At 35.8% G+C, this 13,542-nt stretch carries 11 protein-coding genes; 5 read left to right on the top strand and 6 right to left on the bottom strand.

Annotated features, from left to right (window positions below):
* Window positions 1-617: 617 nt before the first annotated feature.
* Window positions 618-1,676 carry a branched-chain amino acid aminotransferase gene (locus AB8B65_RS01535; protein ID WP_405299032.1) on the top strand — a complete coding sequence of 353 codons (1,059 nt, stop codon included), beginning with the start codon at window positions 618-620 and terminating at the stop codon, window positions 1,674-1,676.
* 647 nt (window positions 1,677-2,323) lie between these two features.
* Window positions 2,324-4,396, top strand: coding sequence for a thiamine pyrophosphate-dependent enzyme (locus tag AB8B65_RS01530; protein WP_405299031.1), 2,073 nt, complete (start codon window positions 2,324-2,326; stop codon window positions 4,394-4,396).
* A 145-nt stretch (window positions 4,397-4,541) separates the two neighbouring features.
* Here the strand turns inward: AB8B65_RS01530 and AB8B65_RS01525 are convergent, their stop codons facing one another.
* Window positions 4,542-4,859, bottom strand: a complete 318-nt coding sequence (locus tag AB8B65_RS01525; protein WP_405299030.1) for a hypothetical protein — start codon at window positions 4,857-4,859, stop codon at window positions 4,542-4,544.
* A gap of 384 nt (window positions 4,860-5,243) precedes the next feature.
* Between AB8B65_RS01525 and AB8B65_RS01520 the strand changes: the two genes are divergently transcribed.
* A complete protein-coding gene (locus AB8B65_RS01520) occupies window positions 5,244-6,275 on the top strand; it encodes a hypothetical protein (RefSeq protein WP_405299028.1) in 1,032 nt (343 codons plus the stop codon).
* 3 nt (window positions 6,276-6,278) lie between these two features.
* Window positions 6,279-8,636: a hypothetical protein gene (locus tag AB8B65_RS01515; protein WP_405299027.1), complete on the top strand. Its 2,358-nt coding sequence runs from the start codon at window positions 6,279-6,281 to the stop codon at window positions 8,634-8,636.
* Between the two features lie 131 nt (window positions 8,637-8,767).
* Here the strand turns inward: AB8B65_RS01515 and AB8B65_RS01510 are convergent, their stop codons facing one another.
* From AB8B65_RS01510 to AB8B65_RS01495, 4 genes are all read right to left on the bottom strand, one after another.
* The gene (locus AB8B65_RS01510; protein WP_405299026.1) at window positions 8,768-9,607 is read right to left on the bottom strand and encodes a toxin-antitoxin system YwqK family antitoxin; all 840 of its coding nucleotides are present in this window, start codon (window positions 9,605-9,607) and stop codon (window positions 8,768-8,770) included.
* 116 nt (window positions 9,608-9,723) lie between these two features.
* Window positions 9,724-10,290, bottom strand: coding sequence for a DUF4136 domain-containing protein (locus AB8B65_RS01505; protein ID WP_405299025.1), 567 nt, complete (start codon window positions 10,288-10,290; stop codon window positions 9,724-9,726).
* Between the two features lie 45 nt (window positions 10,291-10,335).
* Window positions 10,336-12,324: a urocanate hydratase gene (locus tag AB8B65_RS01500; protein ID WP_405299024.1), complete on the bottom strand. Its 1,989-nt coding sequence runs from the start codon at window positions 12,322-12,324 to the stop codon at window positions 10,336-10,338.
* Window positions 12,325-12,462: 138 nt separating this feature from the next.
* The gene (locus AB8B65_RS01495) at window positions 12,463-12,615 is read right to left on the bottom strand and encodes a DUF5522 domain-containing protein (RefSeq protein ID WP_405299023.1); all 153 of its coding nucleotides are present in this window, start codon (window positions 12,613-12,615) and stop codon (window positions 12,463-12,465) included.
* A gap of 51 nt (window positions 12,616-12,666) precedes the next feature.
* On the opposite strand from AB8B65_RS01495, the gene AB8B65_RS01490 reads away from it, so the two are divergent.
* A complete protein-coding gene (locus tag AB8B65_RS01490) occupies window positions 12,667-12,990 on the top strand; it encodes a hypothetical protein (RefSeq protein ID WP_405299022.1) in 324 nt (107 codons plus the stop codon).
* Between the two features lie 20 nt (window positions 12,991-13,010).
* Here AB8B65_RS01490 and AB8B65_RS01485 read toward each other — a convergent pair.
* Window positions 13,011-13,542: T9SS type A sorting domain-containing protein (locus AB8B65_RS01485; protein ID WP_405299021.1), on the bottom strand; the 532-nt coding region annotated here is incomplete at its 5' end.

The following is a 13,542-nucleotide window of genomic DNA, read 5'->3' as shown; positions in this document are numbered from 1 at the left end:
TGAACGTCACTTCGAGTGAAATTCTGCAAGAATTTAGTATCGAGAAGTACCTTGAAAGTAAAAATTATAAATGCTAAATGTTGAATTTTAAATTACTAGTCAAGAACGATTAGTGTAAGTAGAAAATTAACAATAAGTAAAATCAAATTGACGAATTAACAAATAATAAAGTTTAAGAGTTTATAAGTTTAACGGTTTAAGTTATGATTTAAAAAGTAGCGTAAACAAATTAAGAGCCAGTAAACGAATCAATAAATCAATAGTAAGAGTCTAAATCGAAAATCGAACAAAATTAGTGCTCATCCAAAAGAGAAGCAACACAAACAAAAACAATTCGTGAATTCGTGGTTAAAAAGCATAAGAGTAAGCAAAACCAAATAACCAAAATGTAGATTACAAGTTTAATAGTTTAAGTTATGATTTAGAAAGTAGCGTAAACAACTTAACAGACAACAGACAACAGACAACAGACAACAGACAACAGACAACAGACAACAGACAACAGACAACAGACAACAACAACCAATCAAAATTCCCCTAAACCCAAAACGGAGCGCAGCAACAAACTGACAACAGACAACCAACAACAGGAGCAAAGCGACCAAAAACAACAAAATATGGCACATACGATAGAAATCACTAAAGCAACAGAATCAAATGTTTCAAAACTCGATTTTGACAATATTCCACTAGGTAGAACTTTTACCGATCACATGTTCATCTGTTCGTATGAAAATGGCGCATGGCAAACGCCCAAAATTCAACCTTTGGGAATGATTCCAACGCATCCAGCTGCAATGGCATTGCATTACGGACAAGCTATTTTTGAAGGGATGAAAGCTACGGTAAATGGCGCTGGAGAACCTTTATTATTTCGCCCAAAAGAAAATGCAAAACGCTTAAACTTTAGTGCACGTCGTATGGGAATGCCAGAATTTCCAGAAGATGTATTCGTAGAAGGACTCAAAAAAATAGTGGAAATGGAACGCGGTTGGATTCCGCCACAACAAGGAAGTGCGCTATATTTGCGACCTTTTATGTATGCAACTGAACCGTTCATTGGAATGCGTGCAGCCACAAGTTATCACTTTATCATCATTGCGTCACCAGCAGGTCCATTCTTCACAAAACGCATCAAACTATACGCCGAAACAAAATACATTCGTGCGGCTGAAGGTGGAACAGGAGAAGCAAAAGCAGCAGGAAACTATGCAGCAGCCATTCGTCCCACAGAAATTGCAAAATCAAAAGGATTCGACCAAGTATTATGGTTAGATGCACACGAATTTGAATACATTCAAGAAGTAGGAACGATGAATATTTTCTTCAAAATCGACGGGAAATTCATCACACCAAGTTTAGATGGTGCCATTTTAGACGGAATTACACGTAAAAGTGTCATTACCATTTTAGAAGACAATGGTTATGAAGTGGAGCAGCGACCAATCAAGCTTTCAGAAATTATTAGTGCTTCCGAAAATGGAACCTTAGAAGAAGCGTTTGGAACAGGAACTGCGGTTGGTATCGCCATGATTCAGGCAATCGGTTACAAAGACGACGAAATTCACGTATCTGACGAAAGTCCTGTTGGGCAATTAGTCATGGACACGATTAACGGATTGCGCGCAGGAAAAATAGCAGACAAGCACAACTGGATGGTTGCTGTTTCAGAATAAATTATTTTGGGCGTTACCTAAAGGTCGCGCTTTCGGCTATATCTTTTTTCTATTCTCGATACAAATTTGTTTCATTTCGCTTTCGCTACATAAAACAAATTCACTCGAATTGACGAAAAAAGGATGCCGCCGCAATCGCTAACGCGGAAATAGAATTGAGTATTGAGTTGTGAGTATTGAGAAGTTTCAAATAAAAATTGTCATGCTAAACTTGATTCAGTATCGCATAAGGATAAAAATAACAAAACGTCACTTCGAGTGAATTTGCGGAGCAAATTAGTATCGAGAAGTACTTTGATAATAGATTGCTACGCTGTTAGATGTGAGACCGCTTTGCTGCTAGACCGCGCTAACGCGCTTTTAGAGTTCGAGATACAAGAACGTCACTTTGAATGAATTTGTAAAGCAAATTAATATCGAGAAGTACTATGAAACAAAAAGGAAAAAAGAAATGAGAAGTTAGTTATGAAGGTATCTCAATACTCAATACTAATAACTCATTACTAAAAACAAGACGTCACTTCGAGTGAAATTCTGAAAGAATTTAGTATCGAGAAGTACTCAGAAACAAAATGAATAATAGACATGAGACATTAGTTGTGAAACGCTCTCAATACTCACAACTAAAATCTCACTACTAAAGAAATATGAATAAAAATATACTACAAAAAGGATTTTCATTGCTCTGCACTGCCAAAGCAATGGCAACATTATACGAAGACAACTTCAAGCAAGTTTCTAAATATGTGCATGCAACATCACGTGGACATGAAGCCATTCAATGTGCGTTGGGAATGCAATTAGTACCACAAGATTACGCGTTTCCATATTACCGCGACGATGCCATGTTGCTTTCTATCGGAATGCGTCCGTATGACTTAATGTTGCAGTTACTCGCTAAAAAAGACGATCCTTTTTCTGGTGGACGCACCTATTATTCGCATCCAAGTTTAAAAGATGTTGACAAACCAAAAATTCCACATCAATCCTCTGCAACAGGAATGCAAACCATTCCGGCTACAGGAGTTGCTATGGGAATGAAATACAAAGAAGTACAAGGAATTGTAGATCAAGCTGCAAAAGATTCCCCATTTGACGATACACGCGATTTAAAACCAATTACCGTATGTTCTTTAGGTGACGCATCGGTAACAGAAGGAGAAATTGCAGAAGCGTTTCAAATGGCAGCCTTAAAACAATTGCCAATCTTATATTTAGTACAAGATAATGGTTGGGATATTTCGGCAAATGCCGCAGAAACCAGAGCGCAAAATGCTGCTGAATATGCTGAAGGTTTCATCGGATTGGATGCAGTTTCTATTGATGGTGCAAACTTTACAGAAAGCTATCAAACGCTTGAAAAGGTTATCAAAACCATTCGTGAAGAACGTCGTCCAATATTAGTACATGCCAAAGTTCCATTGTTAAATCATCATACATCTGGTGTGCGAATGGAATGGTATCGTGACGATTTGGAAGAAGCACGATCACGCGATCCGTATCCAGTAATCAAACAACAATTACTCGACCATGGCTTTTCTGCGGAAGCGGTTTCAAAAATAGAAACAGACGCAATTGCACAAGTACAAACAGATTTCGAACAAGCATTACAAGCAGAAGATCCAACACCAGCCGATTTATTTACACACGATTTTGCACCGACGCCTGTAACTTCAGAAGTAGGAGACAGAAGTCCTGAACGTGAAGAAAAAGTAGTCATGGTAGATTGTGCATTATTCGCTGTGGAAGAACTCATGCGCGAACACAAGGAATGTTTATTGTACGGACAAGATGTTGGTGGACGTTTGGGAGGAGTTTTTCGTGAAGCGGCAACTTTAGCGCAAAAATTTGGAGACGATCGCGTGTTTAATACGCCAATTCAAGAAGCATTTATTGTAGGTTCAACCGTTGGAATGAGCGCAGTTGGATTAAAACCAATTGTAGAAGTTCAGTTTGCGGATTATATTTGGCCAGGACTCAATCAGTTATTTACGGAAGTAAGTCGTTCGTGTTACTTATCTAACGGAAAATGGCCAGTTTCAATGATTTTACGTGTGCCAATCGGCGCATACGGAAGTGGTGGACCTTATCATTCCTCTTCAGTTGAATCTGTCTTAACAAATATTAGAGGAATTAAAATTGCGTATCCAAGTAACGGAGCCGATTTAAAAGGTTTGATGAAAGCTGCATATCACGATCCAAATCCTGTGGTGATTTTAGAGCACAAAGGATTGTATTGGTCAAAAGTACCCGGAACAAAAGGCGCAACTTCCATTGAACCTTCAGAAGATTATATGTTGCCATTTGGAAAAGCAAATGTATTGCAAGAAATCTGGAAGCAAGATGAAAAAGAAACCATGACTGTGATTACTTACGGAATGGGAACGCATTGGGCAATGAACGCTTCAGAAGGACAACGTGAAAATATCGAAATCATAGATTTACGAACGTTATTTCCACTAGATGAAGAAGCAATTATTGCATCTGTAAAGAAAACAGGAAAATGTTTAGTGGTAACGGAAGAACCTGTAAATAATTCGTTTGCAAGAGCATTATGCGGAATGATTCAAGAAAAATGTTTCAAATATTTAGATGCTCCAGTGATGATTATTGGTTCTGAAAACATGCCAGCAATTCCACTAAATAGTACCTTGGAACAAACCATGATTCCATCTACAGAAAAAGTAAAAGCGAAGATTGAGGAGTTGATGCAGTATTAATTTGTCAATTTGATGATTTGTCGATGTGTTTATTTGATACATTGAAAATACTGCAAAAATCTACTAGTATTTTATAAAACAACAAACCCTAAAAGACGAACTTTTAGGGTTTACTCTTTTATACATCTATATTTTTAATTGTAGACTAAAAATTGTTTTGGCATAAAAAACCTCCAGGATCACATGATTGTTGTGTTGCACAGTTCATCTCTGTTGGATTGCATGCAGGACCACAACTAAATGCTTGCGTAAAGCAGTCAGGTACTGTTGCACATCCATTTGTTGGCGGTGGAGGTGGAACAGAAGTACATGTGTTTTGAACACAGGTCAAAGTACATTCTGCATCTGAATTACAGCCAGGTCCAACTCCCGAACCTCCGATTATTCTTTCTTTTTGAACCAATGAAGCAACATTTGATTTAGTAAGGGTAAGTTTCCCTAATTTTAAATTCTTTTTTTTCATTACGTAAATTTTTAAGAAAAGTACTAAAAATCAATATGTTTGAAAGATGGTAAATCTGTAATAATGATAAGGTTTTTATCGCTGTTTATATTTTAATTGTTTAGAGATGAGTAAATTGAGAGGTGAATCTTTCAAAATGCTGAACTAAAGGCTTAGAACTTGAAATTGAATTTTAAAAGATACCAAAAGACAACACCGTTACCAAAAGCTAAGCAATACGAATATACAAAGAGGTGAAGTCGATACCAAAATGCCAAGAGCAGAGCTAAGTCTTATCGATAAAGTCGGGTCTAGCAGCAAAGATTCTAACAATCTTAAAGCGTCAGCGTATCTAAAAAAAACGTATATTTGAGTTCCACTCTTCATTTTATAGTATAAAACCGTATGAACTATTTTAGTAAACTAGGAATAGCAATTTTTCTATTGCTGTTTTTGTCTTCGTGTACATCCAGAAAAAAAGAGATATTTTTCTATCATTGGAACACTGAATTTGAATTGAATGCTTCCAAGAAAGACTTGTTAAATTCGCTTGGAAGTGAAAAACTCTATACGAAATTTTTTGATGTCACGTATTCAGGAAGTGAAAAAGGACCACTTCCTACAGCAACCATACAATTTAATGACAGTATCACTATTGGAGTTAAAGAATTGGTGCCAGTTGTATATATTACAAACGAGGTCTTTAAGGAAATGAAAGCTGTTTCGGAAGCAGCACAACTCGCAAGAAATATTAGCGATAAGTTGGAACGATTGCTCACTCGAAATAATTTGAAAGTGATGGAACTTCAGTTTGATTGCGATTGGTCCATGGCAACACGCGAAAACTATTTTACATTTTTAAAAGCCATACGAACGCAAGCTTCATATCAAAAAATGGGCAATCCGAAAGTATCTGCCACCATTCGTTTACACCAAGTAAAGTATAAAGAAAAAACTGGAATTCCGCCTGTAGATCGCGGTGTTATTATGTTTTATAATGTTGGCAAACTTACTTCAATGGAAGAAACCAACTCTATTCTCAATATTAAAACGGTTGATACATATATCGCTTCTTTGGCCAAATATCCATTAGAATACGATGTTGCAGTGCCATTATTTTCATGGGCGGTGGTTTTTAATAAAGGAAAATTTAGAAGCTTATTGAATGATGTTTCCAAAGAAGATGTAGAAAAACTAGAAAAAAAAGGGAATTATTATACCGTAGAAACTAGTGGTAGATTTGGTGACAATTATTATTTGTACGAAGGAAGTGAACTGCGCTATGAAACTGTTGATGCACAAAGTTTATCACAGTTGGCTGAACGCATTAAAAAGTATGCAAAAAAGGATTTTGATCTCATTTATTATCAAATCAATTCCAAGGTGGCGGATAAATTTTCTGCAAAAGCAATTCAACAACTAAGTGAAAAATTTTAGACGATGAAAAAGATATTCTTACTATTCATATTCGTTCCAATTGCATTAAATGCAAACAAATACAAGTTTAATTTTTGCGGTGGTTATTATGATCCAAGCGATCGAAATATCTTATTATTAGACCAATCACTAATCTCAGACGCATCTTTATATCCTTTTTTGAATTGTACTGATACTGCCTTTTGCGCACCTTTTGAAAATACAGGAACTGTCCATGCGTATGACAATTTGGATGAATGGGAACAGTATTTTAATTACAAACTGTCTAAAAATGCGATCATAAAAGGATTCTATCTCACATCATATTTGGACTTTGATAAATTTTTAAAAGATCATATCTCAAAAAATTACGTTGCAAAAAATGAATTAGAGCGTTTTATTTTGGCTTCATCCAACAAAAAAGAACTATTGCAATATTTTTGGTTTGCTAAAAAATGTGAACTCATTTATACAGGAAAATACGAATTGGAATACTCTTGGTATCAAGGGGAAAGCATTGCAACTACGAAAGATGACTTGAATAAAATGTTTAAAGAAGCCATTGCTTTGTATGAAGAAACGCAAGATGCTTTTTTGAAGAATAGAATCGGATTTCAAATTGTACGCTTGGCATTTGAATTGGGAAATCCGGAGCATGCCAACGAAGTGTTTGAAAAATATATGAAGTATGACGAAAGCTCTAAATATATTTACTACAAAGCCATGGAACGCAATGCAACAATGTTGTACAGAGGTGGCAAAAAAGTAGAAAGCCTGACGAGTTTTTTAGAAGTTTTTGAAAATTTACAAAGTCGAAAAGGAGCGGTTTTTTTAAGTTTAGAAAGATTGCCAATGCGCGAATTAGATTTGAGCAAGCACACAAAAGAAAATGAATTGTTGCACTTTCTCTACGGTTTTAATGGAGATCCTGTGATGGAAGCGGCAGAAATACTTGCCATCAATCCAAATTCGAGTTATGCAGAAGTATTGGCAATGCGCTATTTTGATTCGCTTCATCAAGCTTTTTTTACTGCGAATATTTCCACGGAAGATGATGAGTTTCTGTATGAAAACATATCAAAAATGAACGCTATTGTTGTCAATCAATTGAACAATTCGTCCGTAAAAAACAAAGAATTTTGGTCTATCTTTAAAGGAATCATAGACATTGTAGATGGCGATTATGAAGCTGCAACAGCTGTATTTGCCAAAAAATATACGATTGCTAAATACAAAAATCAGGCAGCAATTTTTGCATTTATTATCAAAGTATTACAAATAGATGGCTTTGATAAGTATGCGATGGATCGCTTGTTTCTTGAATTAAAAAATAAAAAAAATCTTTACGGTAATCATGGTGTGAGACGATTCTACTTCCAGAAAATAGCACAGTTATATGCGGAAGATGATCAAAAAATTATCAGTGAATTTCTATCGTATACATCTAGCTATGAGGCTAAAAATAAAGTAGCAAAAGATGATGTACTTGCATCAAATTTCAGCGCAACAAACTTTATTTATGAACAGTATAAGTACTTAGATATTGAAGATTTACGAAAACTTAAAAAGCTAATAACAGTTACTTCTAGAACCGAATTGGAACATTTTATCGTAAGTCTGTTTCCAAAAGACAAAGAAGGTTTTGTCAACGAAATGATAGGAACGTATTTCTTGCGAGAAAATAAATTGGAAGACGCCATCAATTATTTTAATCTTTTAGAAAATCCAAAAATGTACTACAGAGAAGGCTTGCGGAATAGTTTATTTTCTGGTGCAATCAGCGAATATTTCAATGTGAGTTTTCTAGCGCAAAGCGATCGTTTTCATGAAAAATATCAAGCGCTATTATATACTTCGGAAATTGATGATGAATATTATATAGACAACAAACTATTGTTGGCAAAAACGTTGGTAAAACTAGAAAAATTAGCCATAGAAGATCCTGGAAATGCAGGCGCTTATTATTATATGCTTGGAAATGCTTGGTATAATTTGAGTGAACTAGGTTGGTTTGTCAACACTTTGCACTATTTGAATGGTGGAAATGATGGTAGAAATTACCTCTCAGAGTATAATTATGAAACCGACGAAAATGAAGTTTTTGACTCCATGTTGATTGATAGAGCTGTTTCATATTACAATAAAGTCATTGAGGTTTCCACATCTGAGGAACTAAAAGCCAAAGCTACTTTTTACTTGGCCAAAGCAGGAATGTGTTTTGATACGACTTGGGATGAAAATACGAGCAACTATATTGTCGATATTTTTTGTGGTGATCATGAAGTCAACTTCAAAGAATTGGAAAGCTATAAAAACACTAAATTCTACCAAGAAGTCATTAAAGAATGTACCTATTTTAGAACCTATACGCAACGTAAGTAGAAATGCTTTTGAAATATTGCATATAGAATGCTAAATTTAAATACCAAAATACCAAGAAGCAAACCGGTCTAACAGGCGAAGCTGTATCTAACAATCCAACAGGCGAAGCCGCTACTAAGAGCGTAGCGAGTCTAATCAACAATCGTCTTAATCAACTTGTCATTCTTATAAATATACTGTTCTAAAATAGTTCCTTTTTCATCATAAATTGTGTATTCGCCATGAAAAAGTCCGTGCTTATACATGTATTCTTCTTTAATTGCACCACTTTCAAAATACTCTTTCCAAGGACCTTCTTTATAGCCTTTCTCGCGATAAATACCTTCAATTTCAATTGCACCCGATTCGTAATACGTAGTGCTCATTCCGAACCTTAATCCGTTTTTGTAATTGTCTACAAACTTCTTACTGCCACTTGGGTAATAGTAAATATTTTCACCATCTACAATCTTCCCATTTTTGTAAAGTGTTCGGTAATGCAATGCGCCACCACTGTGAAATTCTTCGCAAATACCGTTTTTAATACCTTTTTCATAGCGATCAATTCCCAAAACTTCTCCATCTACGTGAAAGCGATAGGTAATGCCATGTAATTTTCCGTTTTTGTAAAGACTTGCTTGCGTAAATTCGTTATACGCATTAAATGTAAGCCACATTCCTTCACGCTTTTCATCTTTTATAAGTCCGTAACTTTCTTCTAAAACCTCTGTGACTGCAGCATTGTAGCTTTTGTCTGTAGAAACTTCTAAAGGTGCTACTTTTCTCTTTTTTCCATTTTCATAGATAAACGATTTATGTTTTCCATTGCGTTTGTATTTGAAAAACAAACCATCTTTCTCTCCATTTTTAATTGTGCCTAATTCCTTTACCCGGTTCTTTCTATCAAGTTTGATATAAGAATCGTTTTGTGCAATAGTAATATTTGCGGACAAAAAAAAGAGTAGGAATAAAAGTGTCAATCTTGAAGTCATTGGATATACTTGTTTTGATAGCTAAAAATAAAAAATGTCTCGGTAAGAATTCGTATGAATCTAAAAAAAACCTCGGAATTTTACTTCCGAGGTTCTTTTTCATATGTGAATCTTGTTTACTGTGCTTCCGCTACAGGCGGATATTCTTTCATAATTTCTTGTACAAATTCTTTAATGCGTGCTTCTTTCTTTTCAATGTTGCCAGTACGACCTAATAAGTTTCCAGCGCCTCTTCCTTGCCATACCAATTCTTTTTGCTTGGTATCTATCAAATCAATATATAAAACACCTTCAATTCGGGTTGATACGGATTGAAAACCGCCGCCGCCCCAAAGCCATGGATTCCAGCCCCAGCCGCCGAATCCCCAGCCGCCCCAGCCAAGTCCAACGTTATTATTTAAGTTCACACGTTTGTTTGCTTTGGTCATAATGTTTACCAAAACATCTGGATTGTCAGATTTTACAAAACCTCTGGCAATCATCTCTTTTTCTATAGCACGTAGAATTCTTTTCTTATCTAAATCTGAAATCTCGGCTTTGTCGATTCCAGTTTTATAAAACGCAAATGTTTTATAAGAATCAAAATCAGCTTGCTGATCGTAATCGGCAACTACTCTGACCGAAATACAGGAGGTAACAAGTAGTAGTGCAACTACAGGTAAAAGTAATTTTAATGTTTTCATATCACTGCTTTTTTTTGGGTTACTATATTATTTTCACTAAATATTCTAGTCTAATAAAGCATCGTCTACAATGTTTGGAAGTGTTACTTTTAAATTTGGCTCAACTTCCATAGCGCGTTTTATAGCGAAAATTGCTTCTTCATTTCGTGCCCAACTCCTTCTTGCAATTCCATTATTTACATCCCAAAATAGCATAGAATGTAAACGTCTTGATGCTTCTTTACTTCCATCAAGAACCATGCCGAAGCCGCCATTAATTACTTCACCCCAACCAACGCCGCCGCCATTGTGTATGGAAACCCAAGTAGCGCCTCTAAAGCTATCACCAATAACATTATGTATTGCCATATCTGCCGTAAATTTCGAGCCATCGTAAATATTAGAAGTCTCTCTGTATGGTGAATCGGTTCCAGAAACATCATGATGATCACGTCCTAAAATTACAGGTCCAATATCGCCACGTTCAATAGCTTCATTAAATGCTTGTGCAATTTTCATACGACCTTCCGAGTCTGCATATAAAATTCGCGCTTGCGAACCAACGACCAATTTATTTTCCTGTGCGCCTTTAATCCAATGAATATTATCAGCCATTTGCTGCTGAATTTCCGTTGGTGAAACTTTCATAATTTCTTCCAATACCTCACAAGCAATCTGATCCGTTTTGGCTAAATCTTCCGTTTTTCCAGAAGCACAAACCCAACGGAATGGGCCAAAACCATAATCGAAACACATAGGTCCCATAATGTCTTGTACGTAACTTGGATACTTAAAATCGATTCCGTTTTTCGCCATAATATCTGCGCCAGCGCGCGATGATTCTAACAAAAATGCATTTCCATAATCGAAAAAGTAGGTTCCTTTTGCAGTATGTTTATTCACTGCTGCGGCATGTCTGCGCAACGTTTCTTGTATTTTTTCTTTGAATAATGTTGGATTGTTCGCCATCATTTCATTCGATTCTTCATACGAAAGGTCCATTGGATAATAACCACCAGCCCACGGATTGTGTAATGAGGTTTGATCGCTTCCCAAATCAACAAAAACATCTGCTCTGTCAAACTTCTCCCAAACATCTACAATATTTCCTTGATACGCGATAGAAACGATTTCTTTATTCGCTTTCGCGGAATTAACTCTGCTTACCAATTTGTCCAAATCGTATACAACTTCATCAACCCAACCTTGCGAATGACGTGTTTCCGTTGCTTTCGGATTCACTTCCGCACAAACGGTAATACAACCAGCAATATTTCCTGCTTTTGGTTGTGCGCCACTCATGCCGCCTAATCCGGCAGTTAGGAATAATTTTCCAGCCAAACCTTCTCCGTTCTTTGAAATCTTTCGTCCGCCATTCAATACCGTAATTGTTGTTCCGTGTACAATTCCTTGCGGACCAATGTACATATAACTTCCTGCGGTCATTTGTCCGTATTGCGTTACGCCCAATGCGTTGAACTTTTCCCAGTCATCAGGTTGTGAGTAGTTCGGAATCATCATTCCGTTTGTTACTACAACTCTTGGAGCATCTTTATGCGATGGAAACAATCCTAACGGATGTCCAGAATACATTACGAGTGTTTGTTCCTCGTTCATTTCAGCCAAATATTTCATGACCAATAAATATTGTGCCCAGTTTTGAAATACGCCACCATTTCCTCCGTACGTAATTAATTCGTGCGGATGTTGTGCAACGGCATAATCCAAATTATTCTGAATCATCAACATAATTGCTTTTGCCTGATTCGTTTTTCCTGGATACTCATCTATTGGACGCGCATACATTTTATAATCGGGACGAAAACGATACATGTAGATTCTTCCGTACGTTTCAAGTTCACTTTTAAACTCAGGTAATAAAACTTCGTGGTGTTTCTTATCAAAATAACGCAATGCGTTTCGCAGCGCTAATTTCTTTTCTTCTGGAGATAATATTTCTTTACGCTTTGGCGCGTGATTAATGTTTGGGTCGTATGTTTTTGCAGTTGGTAATTCGTTTGGAATTCCTTGTAAAATAAGTTCTTGTACTGTCATGTTGTATTTCAATTGTATAGTTATTCTTCATTTTAAAAACTCGTGCGTTTCTATAATGTACTAGGGATAGCGAATATCTACACGATGAAAATATGCAGTAGCTTTTTTATATTTCATAAAGGTAGAATCCATGAAATCTTATTTTCTTTTTTTGTTAAATCCATACGGGCAATGTTTACAACCGTTTTCGCAGCAATATCCTCTTTTTAAGTGAAACTGCTCTGTAAACACCTTATAGCCTTCGGGCGAAAGATAAAAATCGCCTTCTTCAATGGGAATTAATTTCTTCATTTCTACAAAGGTACTTAAATTGATGTACATTTGGAATGAGTAATACCACTTATGATTTTTATATCAAAATATATAGTGCCAAAAGGTTTTCGCGGAATTACCTTATATCCTTTTATTTTTTTGCGTGATGCTAAAGACAAAAGGAACGCCATTTTGGTATATCATGAACGTATTCACTTGCGACAACAGCTTGAATTACTCATTGTCCCTTTTTATATTTTATATGTGTTAGAATGGTTCATTAAGCTTTGTTATTATCGCAATAGAAATAAAGCTTACCACAATTTGAGTTTTGAACGTGAAGCGTATCAGAATGAAAGCGATTTTACCTATTTAAAAAAACGGAAGTTTTTTCAGTTTTTGCGGTATTTATAATTTTTTTTGAAGTAAAATATCTAATAGACTATAATTTTCTCTGTCGATTCTCCTTTGTCAGAAACCAGTTTTATCAAATAAAAACCTTTTGGTACAGTAGATAAATCAATTGTAGGTTGCGGTTTAAATTCACGTATAATCTCACCTGAAATGTTATACATTAGAATCTTTGTCAAATTCGTATTTCCGATATTTAGGATTCCGTTTGTCGGATTCGGATATAAAACAGCATCAATTTTTTTGAACTCAGGATTGCTAAGTAATGGTCCGTTAATTTGAATAGTCTCTGTAAATGTTGACTCTGCATTGCCTGGACTGTAAACAGCAGTTACATGCACTTGAAACGGAGCGGGTTCGTATAATAAAAAATCTATTCCAGCATTAGAAGCTTGTGGTTCATCATAAAGAGAATTTTCCGTTTGAAATCTATACAATTCATTTCCTCGATATACATTATATCCAATTAACGTACTATGAGGTAATGCAGGTGCATCCCATGAAAGATTGAAATAGTTGTTTGGCCATATGTAATAATGATCCCAAGTTAAATTT

It is taken from the genome of Kordia sp., from assembly GCF_045105435.1.
Lineage (GTDB): Bacteria > Bacteroidota > Bacteroidia > Flavobacteriales > Flavobacteriaceae > Kordia.
The sequence above is the reverse complement of the archived record's forward strand: the minus strand, read 5'-3'. Positions and strand labels throughout refer to the sequence as shown.